The sequence below is a fragment of the Rhodoferax saidenbachensis genome (assembly GCF_031457975.1).
Classification (GTDB): domain Bacteria; phylum Pseudomonadota; class Gammaproteobacteria; order Burkholderiales; family Burkholderiaceae_C; genus Allorhodoferax; species Allorhodoferax saidenbachensis_A.
Genome location: NZ_JAVDXO010000016.1, coordinates 22,645 through 40,355, shown reverse-complemented (window position 1 = coordinate 40,355; position 17,711 = coordinate 22,645). Strand labels below are relative to the sequence as shown.

The window sequence follows — 17,711 nt, the reverse complement described above, 5'->3', positions numbered from 1 at the left end:
CAGCGAAGCCTTGAATTATGACACAGTTTTTGAAGCCCTGTCAAATCAAGCAAAAGATTTTTGCTTTTTTTAGAACTGCTCAGCAACTCTAAAAAAAACACCCCGCCGATCGACGGGGTGTTTTGCTGTAATAGCCTGACGATGACCTACTTTCACACGGGAATCCGCACTATCATCGGCGCTGACTCGTTTCACTGTCCTGTTCGGGATGGGAAGGAGTGGTACCAAGTCGCTATGGTCGTCAGGCATAACTTGTTGCCACCTTGACTGGGTCAAGGCGACCAATTTATAGAGCTAATCAGCTTGTCTTTTACGACACCTGCCTGTGATGCTGTATCACGGACAGGATTTTGAATGCGTCAACTTGGCATAACTTCCTTGAGACACTTATCGTGAATCAAAGTTATAGGGTCAAGCCGCACGAGCAATTAGTATCAGTTAGCTTAACGCATTACTGCGCTTCCACACCTGACCTATCAACGTCCTGGTCTTGAACGACTCTTTAGGGGGCTCAAGGCCCCGGCAGATCTCATCTTGAAACGAGTTTCCCGCTTAGATGCTTTCAGCGGTTATCTCTTCCACACTTAGCTACTCGGCAATGCCACTGGCGTGACAACCGATACACCAGAGGTGTGTCCACTCCGGTCCTCTCGTACTAGGAGCAGGCTTCCTCAAATCTGCAGCGCCCACGGAAGATAGGGACCAAACTGTCTCACGACGTTTTAAACCCAGCTCACGTACCTCTTTAAATGGCGAACAGCCATACCCTTGGGACCGGCTACAGCCCCAGGATGAGATGAGCCGACATCGAGGTGCCAAACACCGCCGTCGATATGAACTCTTGGGCGGTATCAGCCTGTTATCCCCAGAGTACCTTTTATCCGTTGAGCGATGGCCCTTCCATACAGAACCACCGGATCACTATGTCCTGCTTTCGCATCTGCTCGACTTGTCAGTCTCGCAGTTAAGCACGCTTATGCCATTGCACTATCATCACGATGTCCGACCGTAACTAGCGTACCTTCGAACTCCTCCGTTACGCTTTGGGAGGAGACCGCCCCAGTCAAACTGCCTACCATGCACTGTCCCCGATCCAGATAATGGACCTAGGTTAGAACCTCAAACACACCAGGGTGGTATTTCAACGTTGGCTCCACGATACCTAGCGGCACCGCTTCAAAGCCTCCCACCTATCCTACACAGATCTGTTCAAAGTCCAATACAAAGCTACAGTAAAGGTTCATGGGGTCTTTCCGTCTTTCCGCGGGGAGATTGCATCATCACAAACATTTCAACTTCGCTGAGTCTCAGGAGGAGACAGTGTGGCCATCGTTACGCCATTCGTGCAGGTCGGAACTTACCCGACAAGGAATTTCGCTACCTTAGGACCGTTATAGTTACGGCCGCCGTTTACTGGGACTTCAATCAAGAGCTTGCACCCCATCATTTAATCTTCCAGCACCGGGCAGGCGTCACACCCTATACGTCCACTTTCGTGTTTGCAGAGTGCTGTGTTTTTAATAAACAGTCGCAGCCACCGATTTTTTGCAACCTCATTGGGCTCCATCCGCGAGGGACTTCACCTACTAAAGGCACACCTTCTTCCGAAGTTACGGTGTCAATTTGCCGAGTTCCTTCTCCTGAGTTCTCTCAAGCGCCTTAGAATACTCATCTCGCGCACCAGTGTCGGTTTGCGGTACGGTCGTGTATAGCTGAAGCTTAGTGGCTTTTCCTGGAAGCAGGGTATCACTCACTTCGAGTGCAAGCACTCTCGTTATCACTCCTCATCTAAGCCCGGCGGATTTGCCTACCAGGCACGACTACAAGCTTGAACCAACATGTCCAACAGTTGGCTGAGTTAACCTTCTCCGTCCCCACATCGCACTACACATCGGTACAGGAATATTGACCTGTTTCCCATCAGCTACGCATCTCTGCCTCGCCTTAGGGGCCGACTCACTCTACGCCGATGAACGTTGCGTAGAAAACCTTGCGCTTACGGCGAGGGGGCTTTTCACCCCCTTTAACGCTACTCATGTCAGCATTCGCACTTCTGATACCTCCAGCACGCTTTACAACGCACCTTCACAGGCTTACAGAACGCTCTCCTACCACTTGCAATAAATTGCAAATCCGCAGCTTCGGTAACTGGCTTAGCCCCGTTACATCTTCCGCGCAGGACGACTCGATCAGTGAGCTATTACGCTTTCTTTAAATGATGGCTGCTTCTAAGCCAACATCCTGACTGTTTTAGCCTTCCCACTTCGTTTCCCACTTAGCCAATTTTAGGGACCTTAGCTGGCGGTCTGGGTTGTTTCCCTCTTGAGTCCGGACGTTAGCACCCGGTGCTCTGTCTCCCAAGCTGTACTCGACGGTATTCGGAGTTTGCATTGGTTTGGTAAGTCGCCATGACCCCCTAGCCAAAACAGTGCTCTACCCCCGTCGGTAATACTTGAGGCACTACCTAAATAGTTTTCGGAGAGAACCAGCTATTTCCAAGTTTGTTTAGCCTTTCACCCCTATCCACAGCTCATCCGCTAGTTTTGCAACACTAGTCGGTTCGGACCTCCAGTACCTGTTACGGCACCTTCATCCTGGCCATGGATAGATCACTTGGTTTCGGGTCTACACCCAGCGACTAGACGCCCTATTCGGACTCGATTTCTCTACGGCTTCCCTATTCGGTTAACCTTGCCACTGAATGTAAGTCGCTGACCCATTATACAAAAGGTACGCAGTCACCCTTGCGGGCTCCTACTTTTTGTAAGCATACGGTTTCAGGATCTATTTCACTCCCCTCCCGGGGTTCTTTTCGCCTTTCCCTCACGGTACTAGTTCACTATCGGTCAATGATGAGTATTTAGCCTTGGAGGATGGTCCCCCCATATTCAGACAGGATTTCTCGTGTCCCGCCCTACTTTTCGTTAGCTCAGTACCACACAGGTCTTTTCACGTACGGGACTATCACCCGCTATGGTCACCCTTTCCAGAGTGTTCCGTTAAGTCTTGTGCTATCACTAACAGGCTTCTCCGATTTCGCTCGCCACTACTTTCGGAATCTCGGTTGATGTATTTTCCTCGAGCTACTGAGATGTTTCAGTTCACCCGGTTCGCCTCGCATACCTATGTATTCAGTATGCGATACCCCAAAGGGTGGGTTTCCCCATTCGGAAATCTCCGGATCAAAGCTAATTTGCCAGCTCCCCGAAGCTTATCGCAGGCTATCACGTCCTTCGTCGCCTATCATTGCCAAGGCATCCACCATATGCTCTTATTCACTTGACCCTATAACTTTGACATCTCTTGCGAGAATCAAAGCATCTTCAAGGAATGTTTTGTCAGGTCTTTCACCTGACGCGTTATGCCGTATTCAATTTAACTTGAATAACTCGAATTTCAAACGTGAAGTCTGATATTCATTTTGACGCAATCAAAATTATGTTGCCAACAACTACGCAAGGCACGGTCTGCACTAAACCTTTACGAATGTGCAGTTTCCTCACGCAGCTTAAAGTTAGCAACGCTGATTAAACTCTATAAATTGTTAAAGAACAGCCGATTGATCAAGAGATCTTGATCAACAACAAAGCAGCCTCTTTATTCCGAAGAATTCAAAGCAACTTTGGTGTTGACTAAATAATAAGTATCGTTGAATGGTGGAGGATGACGGGATCGAACCGACGACCCCCTGCTTGCAAAGCAGGTGCTCTCCCAGCTGAGCTAATCCCCCATGGTCAAAGACTATTGGACGGGATGGTGGGTCTGGTTGGTCTCGAACCAACGACCCCCGCCTTATCAAGACGGTGCTCTAACCAACTGAGCTACAGACCCAAGCCGGTCACTTCAAACCAAGCAAACTTGATCGTTAGCGACAACCTTCCAACAACCGATAAGTGTGAGCGTTCAAATTAAATTGCAGTTTTCCAGAAAGGAGGTGATCCAGCCGCACCTTCCGATACGGCTACCTTGTTACGACTTCACCCCAGTCACGAACCCTGCCGTGGTAATCGCCCTCCTTGCGGTTAGGCTAACTACTTCTGGCAGAACCCGCTCCCATGGTGTGACGGGCGGTGTGTACAAGACCCGGGAACGTATTCACCGTGACATTCTGATCCACGATTACTAGCGATTCCGACTTCACGCAGTCGAGTTGCAGACTGCGATCCGGACTACGACTGGCTTTATGGGATTAGCTCCCCCTCGCGGGTTGGCAACCCTTTGTACCAGCCATTGTATGACGTGTGTAGCCCCACCTATAAGGGCCATGAGGACTTGACGTCATCCCCACCTTCCTCCGGTTTGTCACCGGCAGTCTCATTAGAGTGCCCAACTAAATGTAGCAACTAATGACAAGGGTTGCGCTCGTTGCGGGACTTAACCCAACATCTCACGACACGAGCTGACGACAGCCATGCAGCACCTGTGTTACGGCTCTCTTTCGAGCACTAAGCCATCTCTGGCGAATTCCGTACATGTCAAAGGTGGGTAAGGTTTTTCGCGTTGCATCGAATTAAACCACATCATCCACCGCTTGTGCGGGTCCCCGTCAATTCCTTTGAGTTTCAACCTTGCGGCCGTACTCCCCAGGCGGTCAACTTCACGCGTTAGCTTCGTTACTGAGTCAGTGAAGACCCAACAACCAGTTGACATCGTTTAGGGCGTGGACTACCAGGGTATCTAATCCTGTTTGCTCCCCACGCTTTCGTGCATGAGCGTCAGTACAGGTCCAGGGGATTGCCTTCGCCATCGGTGTTCCTCCGCATATCTACGCATTTCACTGCTACACGCGGAATTCCATCCCCCTCTACCGTACTCTAGCTATACAGTCACAAATGCAGGTCCCAGGTTGAGCCCGGGGATTTCACATCTGTCTTATATAACCGCCTGCGCACGCTTTACGCCCAGTAATTCCGATTAACGCTCGCACCCTACGTATTACCGCGGCTGCTGGCACGTAGTTAGCCGGTGCTTATTCTTACGGTACCGTCATTAGCAAACTTTATTAGAGCTCGCCGTTTCGTTCCGTACAAAAGCAGTTTACAACCCGAAGGCCTTCATCCTGCACGCGGCATTGCTGGATCAGGCTTGCGCCCATTGTCCAAAATTCCCCACTGCTGCCTCCCGTAGGAGTCTGGACCGTGTCTCAGTTCCAGTGTGGCTGGTCGTCCTCTCAGACCAGCTACAGATCGTCGCCTTGGTGGGCCTTTACCCCACCAACTAGCTAATCTGATATCGGCCGCTCCAATCGCGCGAGGTCTTGCGATCCCCCGCTTTCATCCATAGATCGTATGCGGTATTAGCACAGCTTTCGCTGCGTTATCCCCCACGACTGGGCACGTTCCGATATATTACTCACCCGTTCGCCACTCGCCACCAGGATTGCTCCCGTGCTGCCGTTCGACTTGCATGTGTAAGGCATGCCGCCAGCGTTCAATCTGAGCCAGGATCAAACTCTATAGTTCGATCTTGATTTTTTTGCCCTTTCGAGCAACTCATAAATTGGAATCGACGTGAATTTCATTTCTGATTTCCACATCTTTTTTACTTCATGAGCGTTTAAAGTCTTGCGACTTAGTTCTAAAGAACTTGGCAATTACCTTCAAACGCCCACGCTTATCGGCTGTAAATTTTTAATGATCTGAAACAATTTTTATCTTGTTTCGTTTGCTTTGCTGTGATCAGCGAAGCCTTGAATTATGACACAGTTTTTGAAGCCCTGTCAAATCAAGCAAAAGATTTTTGCTTTTTTTAGAACTGCTCAGCAACTCTAAAAATTCTCAGCCTGTTTCGTCCGAAGCTCTCGACTATAGCATGAAAATCTGAGGCACACAGAGGATTCTGACGCCTAGACCCGGTATCTATCGGAGGAGCCTTTCAGACGTTGAAGTAATGCAGGGGCAATATCTAGCAGGGGCAGGACCTCATCTGCCGCTCCGCACAAGATGGCTTCCCTAGGCATCCCAAAAACAATGCATGAGGCCTCGTCCTGCACATAGTTGTAGCTACCGGCATCCTTCATCTCCTTCATCGCTTTAGCACCATCCCCTCCCATCCCGGTGAGCATGATTCCATATGCATTCTTACCAACGACTTTTGCGGCCGACTTAAACAAAACCTCTACAGAAGGCCTGTGACGATTCACCAACTCTCCTTCTTCCACCACGCAAACGTAGTTGGCACCGCTGCGATCAATACGGAAGTGCTTGCCACCAGGGGCGATGTAGGCATGCCCAGGAAGGATGCGCGACCCATGCACAGCTTCCTGTACCGTAATTTGGCATAGGCTATTCAAGCGCGTGGCAAAGCTAGTCGTAAATCCAGGCGGCATATGCTGCGTTATCACGACGCCAGGGGCATCAGCGGGCAAACGGGTCAGAATTTCTTTAATGGCCTCCGTTCCGCCCGTAGACGCTCCGATACACACCAACTTCTCTGTAGAGATCCGGCCAATCGGAGCATTCAGTGCCACACTACCGCCAGACGATCCGTCTGGTCGCGCGACCGCCTGTGTGGGGGGAGTTCGTTTGATTTGCGCAGCCGCCGCAATCCGGATTTTTTCAACAATATTGGCAGAAAGCTCTTTCAAACCATCTGTCAGACCTATCCGTGGTTTGGCAACAAAGTCGATCGCACCCAACTCCAAGGCTCGCATCGTCACCTCTGCACCCCGCTCCGTCAACGTTGAGATCATGACTACCGGCATGGGTCTCAAGCGCATGAGGCGCCCCAGAAAGTCCAAGCCATCCATCTTGGGCATCTCTATGTCTAGCGTGATGACGTCTGGATTCAGGTCGCGGATCATTTCACGCGCGATCAGTGGGTCATTCGCGGCCCCCACGCAAGTCATGTCTGACTGCTTATTGATGATCTCAGCCAACAAACTTCTGACCAGCGCAGAATCGTCAACAACCACAACCTTAATTTTCTTCATTGGCTATTCAAAACAAATCAACAGATCCACCCGCAGTGGACTTCGCGACCGATAGCGCATTCCCTTTGCGCTCTTCCACTGCCAGTGTTTCGGGATGGGAGTGCGCCAACCTCTTCACCAACGCCTTACCGCTGACGGGGAAGAAACACACTTTGCGCGGATGAATGTCCAGCACGTCTTGCGAAACCACGGGAATCCGCTCGGTCGCCAAGTAATCCAGCACAAATTTCGTGTTGCGCTCGCCAACGTTCATCGTGGTGAAGCCGGCCATGACTTGCGCCCCACCGAAGATCTTGGCCTGCATGCTCTCGCGACGAGCCCCCAATTTCAACATCTCATTGATTAACAACTCCATGGCATAAGAGCCATAGCGCCCAGAACCATCGGCACTATCTCCATCCGGCAGCATGAAGTGGTTCATCCCACCGGTGCGCGCCTTGCCGTCCCAAATGCAAGCGGCGATACAAGAACCCAAGACCGTCATGATCACCAGATCTTCATTGGCAACGAAATACTCACCCGGTAAAACCTTTACCGCATCGTACTGGAAATGATGATCGGCATAGAAGAAAGACGCTTCCCCGGGCTTTCGCGGCTGGGACTTTAGTTGGTCAACCTTCGATATACGGCCATTTGCTAGCACTTTAGGAGCAACCAAACCCACCGTGGAGCGGGCTCCACTCGCAATTGTTGTATTTTGAGGAAGGTTCATTTGATAAGTAGGTTCAATCTGGACGTTCAGCAGTGGATGAATCCAGTGTGAAAGCGACTAACGACAGCGTTCGTAAACAGTCTTTCCTTTCAGCACAAACAAGTCTTTTGAGTCACTAAAATTCTCAGCGTGGCCGACAAAGAGCAATGCTCCTGGTTTCATCACCCGGTGTATTTTTTCCAAAACCCGCCGCTGCGTAGGTGCGTCAAAGTAGATCATGACGTTGCGACAAAAGACAGCGTCGAAAGGCTCTTTGAAAGGCCAGTCATCTTTGATCAAATTAACAATCACGAAATCAATCGACTGCCGCAACTCCGGCTTTACGCGCACCAGCCCAGCATTGCCTGCCTTACCCCGCATAAAAAACTTACGGGCAAGCTCAGCAGACACCCCCTTCATTGACTCCAACCGATAGACACCTTGGGACGCTGTAGCCAGCACCTTGGAATCAATATCACTGGCAGTCAAGGAGAACTTTCCCTTTCCAAGAACATCCATAGCCGTCATTGCAATGGAATACGGCTCTTCCCCCGTTGATGCCGCACTGCACCAAACGCGGCACCCAGATCCAAACGCCTTCGTTTTTAAGTAATCGGCAAAAATCTCAAAGTGGTGATGCTCGCGAAAGAAAGAAGTCAGATTGGTCGTCAACGCATTGATGAACTCTTGCCATTCAGGCCCATCTGTAGACTCCAACCAACTCAAATACTCCCGGAAACTCTGGTACCCGGTGTCCCTGAGTCGTCGCGACAGACGACTGTAGACCATGGCATGCTTCCCATCGTGCAAACTTATTCCTGCCCTTTGGTAGATCAACTTTTGTACTTGGTCAAAGTCCGCGTTCGTCCAAGCGAACTCTCTGCCTTGCATCTCTGCGGCAGATATGGCTGGAGACTGATCAACTCGACTGTCGCGCACGGATGTCCTTGCTGTGTTCATCATTTCAAGCAACGTGCATCGCAGGCACGCTCAGTCAACCGCGCTCACTAACCCCATTTCAGGAGCAGACATCAGTCGTTCGATGTCTAGCAAAATCAACATACGATCACCAAGAGAGCCCAACCCCAATACAGCCGCGCTGTCGATTACGCTGTCTATATCTGGTGCGGATTTCAAATTCTCGGGCGGTAGCTCCATCACATCACTCACAGAGTCCACCACGATCCCAACGATTCGATTGCGAAGATTCAACACAATCACGACAGTGAAAGAGTTGTACTCCGCTTTAGAGCAGTTGAACTTGAGACGCATGTCAACAATAGGAACGATGGTGCCCCGCAGATTCACCACGCCTTTGATGAAATTGGGTGCGTTTGCAACTCGCGTAGGCGGCTCGTATCCCCTGATTTCCTGGACCTTGAGTATGTCAATGCCATACTCTTCCTGATCCAATCTGAAGGTCAGATACTCACGTGCGCCTGAAGCGGTCAATTCATTCAGCTTTTCCATCATGCCCATGACGAACTCCTTTTGTAGCAGTGCTTAGTGGCGAGACCGACGCACCAAAGCGCCCGTGTCCAGAATCAATGCAACCTTCCCATCGCCCAGAATTGTTGCGCCAGACACATTGGGAACCTTCCGGTAGTTGGACTCCAAGTTTTTCACAACCACCTGCTGTTGCCCCAGAAGCTCGTCCACCAGCAAAGCGACTCGGCTGCCATCTGCTTCGACCACCACCATGATGTCGCTTGATTTTTCAAAGTCGAAACGGGGAATCTGAAAGACCTTCTCCAGCTCAATCACAGGCATGTACTCGTCACGAACTTTGACCAATTGCGAACCTTGCCCGACTGTACTCACAGCATCCGCCTTCACCTGAAACGACTCCACGACAGAAGATAACGGAAGGATGTAGACTTCCTCGCCGACCCCCACAGACATGCCGTCCATGATCGCAAGTGTCAGTGGCAACCGCACAGACACCTTCATGCCATAGCCTTCCGCAGAATCTATTTCCACGGTTCCGTTGAGCGCCGCAATATTGCGCTTCACCACATCCATTCCAACGCCACGACCGGATACATCCGTTACAACTGCCGCCGTAGAAAACCCTGGTGCAAAAATCAACTGCCAAACTTCCGCATCGGACATCTGGTCAGACACATCCAGTCCTCGCTCTTTAGCCTTACTCAGAATTTTGGTTCTTGAAAGGCCACGCCCATCATCACGCACCTCAATCACAATTGACCCCCCCTGATGCGACGCCGACAAAGTGATCGTTCCAGTTTCGGATTTGCCGGCAGCGATTCGATCACCGGGCATTTCGACACCATGGTCACAGCTGTTTCTGACCAAATGGGTTAGCGGATCTGTGATCTTTTCAACCAATCCCTTGTCCAATTCGGTGGCCTCGCCTTGCGTGACGAAATCCACCTTCTTGCCGAGCTTGCCAGCCAAGTCACGCAACATGCGAGGGAATCGGCTGAACACAATCGACATGGGAATCATGCGAATGGACATCACGGACTCTTGCAAGTCGCGTGTATTGCGGTCCAAATCTGCCAATCCAGTCAACAACTGTTGGTAAATCGCCGGATCCAAAGCTCGGCTGTTCTGCGCCAGCATAGCCTGGGTAATCACTAGCTCCCCCACTAAATTGATGAGCTGATCCACTTTGCTGATCGCCACACGAATTGTGGCCGCCTCCGGCTGCGCAGCCGCAGCCGCCTGCGCCTTGGGCGCCGCCTTTTGTGCCGCGAGTGACTCAACCACCAAAGCCCCACCTGACGGCTCTGGCACGCCCGATTGCGATGGTGCGCCAGGAGATCCATCAAAGAATCCAAAGGCCGTTCCTTCTGCCTGCCCCTGATCTACCGATTGGGGAGAAGTCGGAACATCATTCTCAACGGCCGAAATGATCACCTTATCGCGAGATACGTGGAAAGCGAACAGATCCAGCAAGTCCTCGTCAGTAGAGCTTGTTTCAACTGCAAAGATACGGGTATCGGCCCGATCACTTTCCAACACATGGATCTGCCCAAGTCCCGGGATATCTCGAAACAGCTCTTTAATGGCATCGGCCTGCTCTGGCCGCTCTAAAGGACCAATCTTGATTTCGATGCTTCTACCAGAGCCCGAAGAAGAGGAAGGAGCCACTGGCGCCGACTGCACCGGCTTCGCGACAACGGCAGGGACTGGCGCAGACGCCGCCTTGGGCGCAGGAGCACCTCCCGCGGCCAACTCACTGATTCTGCGAACCAAGTCACCCGTAGGCATGGCCTCTCCTTCATCGCCCGCTTGATGTCGCGCCAACAAACTGCGGGACGCATCGGCAGACTCCAGAAGCACATCCACCATGGCAGCATTTGGCTGCAATTCATGGCGACGCAGCCGATCCAACAGCGACTCCATCTGGTGTGTCAGTTCAGCAACATCAGCAAATCCGAAAGTAGCAGCGCCGCCCTTCACGGAATGCGCGCAACGAAAGATGCCGTTCAACTCTTCGTCATCCGCTGTCTCTAGGTTCAGGTTCAGCAGCATCTGCTCCATCTGATCTAGGTTTTCTCCAGCTTCCTCAAAGAAGATTTGATAAAACTGACTTAAGTCGAAGTCACCGCCCGCTCCGCCGCTGTCTTGATGGGTCTCAGCCATGTCAATCTCCTATTTTTTTCCAGCAAATGGACGGTAATGTTTAACGAATAACTTTTTTAATGACATCCAAGAGGCGCGCTGGATCAAACGGCTTGACCAACCACCCTGTTGCTCCGGCAGCACGACCCGCCTGCTTCATCAGGTCACTGGATTCTGTGGTCAACATTAGTATGGGGATCGTTTTGAACTGAGGATGATCTCGCAGCTTGCGGGTCAACCCAAGGCCATCCAAACGAGGCATGTTTTGATCCGTGAGCACCAGATCAAATGTCTGCGCCTGCGCCTTTTCATAGGCATCTTGCCCATCCACAGCCTCAACAACTTGGTAGCCAGCACCGGTCAATGTGAACGAAACCATTTTGCGCATCGAGGGCGAATCATCAACAGCAAGAATTAAAGGCATAAGGAACTCCGGAATGTCCTGTGAATGAATGAAGTAAATCGGGCGGATTTTTTAAAAAAGCTCAATGGAGCCTGCATCCATCTCATCCTGGGTAACGGGATTTGGCCGCTCAGGGACCTCCTCCACAAATGGCACGGCCTCGCCATCTTCCGAGCCCATAGACTCAGACGCCAAGCGATACGCACAGCCCTGAAGAATTTTGGAAGTGTGCACGATGAGTTGGGATGCCATATCCTGGAATTGCAGTTCAGTGACAGCCGCCCGCAACGTATTCCGAACCAACTCAAGCTCTTGGGACGCGCCCAGGGCAGGTGATGCGAGGTTAGCGCTGGCCGTCGTAAAGCGCTCCATGAGGTTTTCCATGGTATGCGCCAATAGACCATCCAGCCTTGTCAAATCGTGCACAACGACCAACAAGGAGTCTTGGACTTCCGCAACCAACATGACAGGTAGCTGAACGGCGGGAGCAGCAGGCGTCGTCAACGATGATTCCATTGTCATTCTTCCTCTAGGCCTGTCTTTATACCAATCTGTCACATGATTGTGAATCATGGAGGCTTTTGTACGTCTAGGGTAGCAGGATTCTTCCAAATTTGGCAAACATTAGCAGGAAGATTGACGCCCTTTGGCGCCGACAACCCGGCTAACAACAAGCACCTTCATAATTGCAAAGATGATAGCGCCTAGCACCACCCTTGGCAGCCCCAGTTGCCCCGTAAGAATTCTGCATCTGGAGGATTCGGCACCTGACCACAGCCTGACTTCTCGAGCGCTTAAAAAAGCTGGACTTTCATTCGAAATGGACCGCGCAGATACGCTGGAAGCCTTCAAAACACTAATCGACACCTGCGAATATGACGTCATCCTGGCAGACTACCGCCTTCCCGGGTTCAATGCCATGGATGCATGGGCGGTAGTACAGGGCGAGGGCAAGGTCACGCCGTTTATCTTGTTGTCCGGAACTATTGGGGAGGCCGCTGCTGTAGATGCCGTGCAACGCGGGATCAGCGATTACCTGCACAAAGACAACTTGCAGTCTTTGGACCGTGTCATTCGACGCGCCCTGGAAATGCAGTCCATCAAAGCAGCCAAAGAAAAGGCGGACCGGGAGCTCGCTGTCTCTGAAAGGCGTATTACAGAATTTGCCCACCATTTGCAGTTGGCAATAGAAAAAGAAAGGGCCGCCATTGCACGCGAAATTCACGATGACATCGGCGGCTCATTGGCGGCAGTTCGTCTGGACTTGGCGTGGCTATCTCGCCATAGCCAAGACCAGGGCCTTCAAAATCATATCGCTACAGCCACAGAAATGATCCAGCATGCGATAGAGGCCAGTCAGCGAATCATGCTCAATATGCGGCCAGCTATTCTGGACCAGGGCTTACTGGCGTCCGTACAGTGGCTTGTTCAAGGTTTCGAAGAACGGACGAACTCCAGAGTTCAACTCACGACCAGCAGCGACGCGATGCGCCTAGACGCCCCCATTTTGCTCACGGCCTATCGCACAGTGCAAGAGTCGCTGACCAACATTGTCAAACATGCAGATGGAAGTGCTGTTCGAATTGAAATTTCAAACCAAGGCGACGTTCTGACTGTTGAAATCAGCGACACCGGCCCCGGGCTGGCAGATACGGCGTTGCAAAAAGAGAAATCATTTGGTCTCAGAGGCCTGCAGGAGCGCGCCAAGACAGTCAATGGGTGGCTGGACATCAGCTCCAGCGTCGGGGTCGGAACTTCTATCACGCTGACCGTTCCACTGAACACATCAGACACTGAGCGCCAGGAGTCAGCGCCATGATTCGCGTCTTGCTATGTGATGACCACGCCATGGTACGGCGGGGAATTCGGGATACGTTGGCCGATTGCGTCGACATGCAAGTGGTGGGTGAATCTGGCAACTACGCCGAATTGAAAGAGCATTTGCGCGTTACGGCCTGTGACGTTCTGATCTTGGACATCAATTTGCCGGGGCGCAGCGGCCTGGAAGTTCTGGCCAGCTTGCGCGAAAGCCAGTCACAGGTCCGTGTGCTGGTAGTTTCCATGTTTTCAGAAGACCAATACGCGATACGCTGCCTGCGCGCTGGCGCGCATGGCTACCTCAACAAAGCGGGAGACCCCGTGGAGCTGGTCGAAGCCGTCCGAGCCGTAGCCCGTGGTCGCAAGTACGTGACGGCCAGCGTGTCTGACATGCTGGTTGATCAGCTGTCGACTCCGAGCAGCGAATCCCTGCACGACAGACTCTCTGAGCGCGAATTGCAAACTTTACTGAAAATTGCCTCGGGCAAGCGCCTGTCGGATATCGCAGAAGAACTCATGCTGAGCCCCAAAACGGTAAGCGTGTACCGCGCACGGTTGCTGGAAAAGCTAGGGCTTACGAACAATGCAGAGTTGACGGTCTACGCAATCCGCAACGAACTAGTCTAGCGCCGCTGACATCAGTGACCTGAAAATACATCGACGGCATGGGACATCAGAGCCACGAAAGGCTGGTCCAACATGGGCAATGTCATGGCGATACCCACAATCCCAACCACAAGCGTAATGGGGAATCCAACCGCGAAAATATTGATTTGAGGCGCTACCCGGGAAATGATCCCCAAGGCCAAGTTGGCAAACATCAGCATCCCCACCATAGGCAACGCCATCCACAACGCACTGGCAAACAACTCCGTCCCCAACCGATAAAGCTGCATGGATGCCAGAGCATCCAGAAAGTGTGGCCCCACGGGAAATGCCTCAAAACTTTTGGTCACCGCCATCAAAACCATGAGATGCCCATTCATGACGACGAACAGCAGTGACGCCATTTGTCCGAAAAAACGCGCTACCGCACTGGACTGGGAATTCAACGACGGGTCAAAGAACGCCGCAAAGTTCAGCCCCATCTGGAAACCCACCACTTCCCCCGCCAGCTCGACAGCGGCAAAGACTAACCGGACAGCAAACCCGATCGCCAAACCGATAACTACTTGCTGGACGACAACGCCCAATGCCTCAGGGGAATTAACGTTGTAAGCCACACCAGCAGGGATACTGGCCTGGCATGCTACCGCCACAAACATCGCCAAAGCAATCTTGGCACGCATCGGGAACGCTCTGGATGAAAATACAGGGGCCGACGTGAATACGGCAAGAACCCTCAAAAATGGCCACAGGATCGGTGAAATCCAGGCCGCGATCTGCGCCTCTGTGAAAGAAATCACAGCAATATTTCGCTAAACCACCGAGCTAGGGATGGCTTCGAACATGCGTCGAATGTATTCCACCAACATGGTCAGCATCCATGGCCCGGCTATGGCAAAAACTGCAATCACGGCCACCAGCTTGGGGACAAATGCCAAAGTGGCCTCGTGGATTTGCGTCACGGCCTGGAACAGACTGACCAACAACCCCACCAGCAATGCGGCCCCCAGCACCGGAGAAGACACCATCAGCAGCATCAGCAATGCCTCCTGCCCCATCGACAACACCATCTGTGCATTCATTGCGATGCCCCTAAGTGACAAAACTGGCGGCCAGGGAGCCGATCAGCAAATTCCAACCATCTGCCAGCACAAACAACATGAGTTTGAAAGGCAGCGCCACCAGAACCGGCGACAACATCATCATCCCCAAAGACATCAGCACCGACGCAACGACGATATCGATTACCAAGAAGGGGATGAAGATCATGAAGCCAATTTGAAAGGCCGATTTCAACTCACTGATTACAAAAGCGGGCACCAGCACACGAATTGGGGCGTTGTCTGCATTCACTTCGGGACCGAGCTTGGCAAGCTTGGCAAACAAAGAGAAGTCTGACTGGCGGGTTTGCTTCACCATAAAGCTGCGGATGGGGACCTCCGCCTTGGCCAGCGCCTGTTCGAACGAAATCGCACTGCGGCTGTAAGGCTCATACGCATCTGCATAAATACGATCAAACGTGGGACCCATAACAAATAAGGTCAAGAACAGAGAAAGCCCTACGACCACCTGGTTGGGGGGCGCAGACTGGGTTCCCAAAGCCTGACGCAAGAGAGACAACACGATCACGATGCGGGTGAATCCCGTCATCATCAACAAAATAGCCGGGATAAATGAAAGTGCTGTAAAGAACAGCAGCGTCTGTATGGGCACCGAGAAACTCAGCCCGCCTCCCCCCGTGCCGACTAGCAATGGCAACTGCCCTGGCGTCTGCGCATAGGCCATGCTCAACGCACCCAGGCCCCAAAGGCTCAAAACGCTCTTGCGTAAAACACCCATCTTGGTCAAATGGCCTCCACCGACATACAACAAGCCATGTTATTCCCGAGTTTTAGGCACCGTGGCCAGCGAATCACGTATTGACTCCGTACCGTGCCCCCCGAGTGCCGCAGGCGCAGTGTGCAAACAATGAATAGCCTGAGCCGTCACGCCCAAAGTCAACCACACGCGGGCATTCTCGGGACCGACCTCAACCGTTACCACGCGTTGGTGGGGGCCTACGGCAACAGCGGAAATAAACCGAGACTGCCCCGCGGCTTCAGCCCCGGACAATCCTGAGCGCAGTTTGAACCTCCGCAACGCCCATGGAAGGCACGCCAACACAACGAGAAACGCCGCTACCAGTAGCAGTTGTTGCGTCATCGCCGCGCCATCAGTTCTTGCTGACCCGACGCAGGCGCTCGGAAGGTGTCACCACGTCGGTCAGGCGAATACCGAACTTGTCATTCACCACCACCACCTCACCTTGTGCGATCAAATAGCCATTGACCAACACATCCATGGGCTCCCCCGCCAAGGCATCCAGTTCAACCACCGAGCCCTGCCCCAGCTGCAAAATGTGTTTGATAGGCACCTTGGTACGACCGAGTTCAACCGAGAGCTGCACAGGGATGTCCAACACCATATTGATGTCATTTGCATGCCCATCCGCACTGGACGAAGATGAAAAGGGTTTGGGGGTCTCCCCAAACAAGGGCCCTCCCGATGAGGCATCGCCCCCGCTGGAGTCCGTCGCTTTTTGCTCCAGCAGGGCTTCCGCCCAGTCAGCCATTCCATCATCTGCCGGGGCGGCGTTTTCGTCGGGTTTTTCTTCAGATGCCATTTCGTTCTCCCAACCAGTTTTGGTCATTGCCTCGCAGCGCTTTGTCTATGCGGATCGCATACTTGGAATTGTGCGTGCCGTACTGGCATTCAAAAATCGGAACTCCATCAACGGTTGCCTGAATTTTCGGCTGCCTGTCCAACTCGATGAAATCCCCCTTTTTCATAGCCAACAGTTGCTCTACCGTAGCATCTGCGCGGGCCAACTCTGCCACCATGGTTACTTCTGCGGCCTGAATCTCCCGCGTCAGCACCGTGACCCAACGACGGTCCACTTCAATGGAGTCGCCCTGGGTTGAAGAGTACAGCACATCGCGGATGGGTTCCAGCGTGGAATAGGGGAAGCTGAAGTGAATGGCACCCGTGATATCACCGATTTCCAGCTGAAACGACGTTGAAATCACGATCTCGCTGGGCGTCGCAATATTGGCAAACTGTGGCTGCATCTCCGAACGCTGGTAATCCAGCTCCAGAGGGTAGATGCCCTTCCACGCTTTTTTGTATTCCGTCGTAATGACGTCAACCAGCCGGTTGATGACGCGCTGCTCTGTGGCGGAAAAATCACGCCCTTCGATTCTGGTCTGGAACTTGCCAATGCCCCCATACAGGGTGTCGATCACACCAAACACCAGCGCCGGCTCACACACGATCAGCCCGCTGCCACGCAGCGGTCGGATGGCCACAATATTGAAGTTGGTCGGCACCGCCAGCTCTCGCAAAAATGCACTGTACCGTTGCACGGCTACCGGACCGACAGAAATTTCAGGACTACGGCGAATGAAGTTGAATAAGCCCACTCGCAAGTTCCGCGCAAAACGTTCATTGACGATTTCCATCGTCGGCATGCGGCCACGGACAATTCTTTCCTGGCTGGAAATGTTGTAAGAGCGGACTTCGCCGTGCTCCGCCGCCTCCTCTACGGTCTTCTGGCTTTCGCCAGTGACGCCTTCGAGGAGTGCGTCAACTTCTTCCTGGGAAAGAAATGATTCACTCATAAAACTTCCTGTGAC

Annotated in this window: 15 protein-coding genes, 2 tRNA genes and 3 rRNA genes; 2 read left to right on the top strand and 18 right to left on the bottom strand. The window is 52.4% G+C overall.

The window, feature by feature from the left end; translation table 11 throughout:
- Positions 1–133: 133 nt before the first annotated feature.
- From rrf to J2X15_RS21000, 12 genes are all read right to left on the bottom strand, one after another.
- A 5S ribosomal RNA gene (gene rrf, locus J2X15_RS21055) occupies positions 134–246 on the bottom strand.
- 161 nt (positions 247–407) lie between these two features.
- Positions 408–3,285 (bottom strand): 23S ribosomal RNA (locus J2X15_RS21050).
- 369 nt (positions 3,286–3,654) lie between these two features.
- Positions 3,655–3,730, bottom strand: a tRNA-Ala gene (locus tag J2X15_RS21045).
- Positions 3,731–3,754: 24 nt separating this feature from the next.
- Positions 3,755–3,831 (bottom strand) — tRNA-Ile (locus J2X15_RS21040).
- 96 nt (positions 3,832–3,927) lie between these two features.
- Positions 3,928–5,462 (bottom strand): 16S ribosomal RNA (locus J2X15_RS21035).
- Together the 16S, 23S and 5S rRNA genes with 2 tRNA genes alongside form the textbook arrangement of a ribosomal RNA operon.
- 383 nt (positions 5,463–5,845) lie before the next feature.
- A complete protein-coding gene (locus tag J2X15_RS21030) occupies positions 5,846–6,931 on the bottom strand; it encodes a protein-glutamate methylesterase/protein-glutamine glutaminase (RefSeq protein ID WP_310346961.1) in 1,086 nt (361 codons plus the stop codon).
- A gap of 7 nt (positions 6,932–6,938) precedes the next feature.
- Positions 6,939–7,643 carry a chemoreceptor glutamine deamidase CheD gene (gene cheD, locus J2X15_RS21025; protein ID WP_310346958.1) on the bottom strand — a complete coding sequence of 235 codons (705 nt, stop codon included), beginning with the start codon at positions 7,641–7,643 and terminating at the stop codon, positions 6,939–6,941.
- Positions 7,644–7,700: 57 nt separating this feature from the next.
- Entirely contained in the window at positions 7,701–8,513 is an 813-nt protein-coding gene (locus J2X15_RS21020; RefSeq protein ID WP_310346969.1) for a CheR family methyltransferase, read from the bottom strand.
- 99 nt (positions 8,514–8,612) lie between these two features.
- Complete coding sequence (locus J2X15_RS21015; RefSeq protein ID WP_310346955.1) at positions 8,613–9,101, bottom strand: chemotaxis protein CheW; 489 nt, start codon at positions 9,099–9,101, stop codon at positions 8,613–8,615.
- 24 nt (positions 9,102–9,125) lie between these two features.
- Positions 9,126–11,234: a chemotaxis protein CheA gene (locus J2X15_RS21010; protein WP_310346952.1), complete on the bottom strand. Its 2,109-nt coding sequence runs from the start codon at positions 11,232–11,234 to the stop codon at positions 9,126–9,128.
- Between the two features lie 40 nt (positions 11,235–11,274).
- Positions 11,275–11,637, bottom strand: a complete 363-nt coding sequence (locus tag J2X15_RS21005) for a response regulator (protein WP_310346949.1) — start codon at positions 11,635–11,637, stop codon at positions 11,275–11,277.
- 51 nt (positions 11,638–11,688) lie between these two features.
- The gene (locus J2X15_RS21000) at positions 11,689–12,132 is read right to left on the bottom strand and encodes a hypothetical protein (RefSeq protein WP_310346946.1); all 444 of its coding nucleotides are present in this window, start codon (positions 12,130–12,132) and stop codon (positions 11,689–11,691) included.
- Positions 12,133–12,310: 178 nt separating this feature from the next.
- Here J2X15_RS21000 and J2X15_RS20995 point away from each other — a divergent pair, with 178 nt between their 5' ends.
- Positions 12,311–13,435, top strand: coding sequence for a hybrid sensor histidine kinase/response regulator (locus J2X15_RS20995; RefSeq protein WP_310346944.1), 1,125 nt, complete (start codon positions 12,311–12,313; stop codon positions 13,433–13,435).
- Positions 13,432–14,061, top strand: a complete 630-nt coding sequence (locus J2X15_RS20990; RefSeq protein WP_310346941.1) for a response regulator — start codon at positions 13,432–13,434, stop codon at positions 14,059–14,061. The genes J2X15_RS20995 and J2X15_RS20990 overlap by 4 nt, the downstream gene beginning before the upstream one ends.
- Before the next feature lie 11 nt (positions 14,062–14,072).
- On the opposite strand, the gene fliR is transcribed toward J2X15_RS20990, so the two are convergent.
- From fliR to fliM, 6 genes are read right to left on the bottom strand one after another with little or no spacing between them, the layout of a single operon-like run.
- On the bottom strand, positions 14,073–14,840 hold the full coding sequence (fliR, locus tag J2X15_RS20985) for a flagellar biosynthetic protein FliR (RefSeq protein WP_310346938.1): 768 nt from the start codon (positions 14,838–14,840) through the stop codon (positions 14,073–14,075).
- Positions 14,841–14,852: 12 nt separating this feature from the next.
- Positions 14,853–15,122, bottom strand: a complete 270-nt coding sequence (gene fliQ / locus J2X15_RS20980) for a flagellar biosynthesis protein FliQ (protein WP_310346936.1) — start codon at positions 15,120–15,122, stop codon at positions 14,853–14,855.
- A gap of 10 nt (positions 15,123–15,132) precedes the next feature.
- Positions 15,133–15,879, bottom strand: coding sequence for a flagellar type III secretion system pore protein FliP (fliP, locus tag J2X15_RS20975; protein ID WP_409034321.1), 747 nt, complete (start codon positions 15,877–15,879; stop codon positions 15,133–15,135).
- Positions 15,880–15,918: 39 nt separating this feature from the next.
- A complete protein-coding gene (locus J2X15_RS20970) occupies positions 15,919–16,242 on the bottom strand; it encodes a FliO/MopB family protein (RefSeq protein WP_310346934.1) in 324 nt (107 codons plus the stop codon).
- Positions 16,243–16,252: 10 nt separating this feature from the next.
- The gene (gene fliN / locus J2X15_RS20965) at positions 16,253–16,702 is read right to left on the bottom strand and encodes a flagellar motor switch protein FliN (protein ID WP_310346931.1); all 450 of its coding nucleotides are present in this window, start codon (positions 16,700–16,702) and stop codon (positions 16,253–16,255) included.
- Positions 16,692–17,696, bottom strand: a complete 1,005-nt coding sequence (fliM, locus tag J2X15_RS20960; RefSeq protein WP_310346929.1) for a flagellar motor switch protein FliM — start codon at positions 17,694–17,696, stop codon at positions 16,692–16,694. Before fliM ends, fliN begins: the two co-directional genes overlap by 11 nt.
- Between the last annotated feature and the right edge of the window lie 15 nt (positions 17,697–17,711).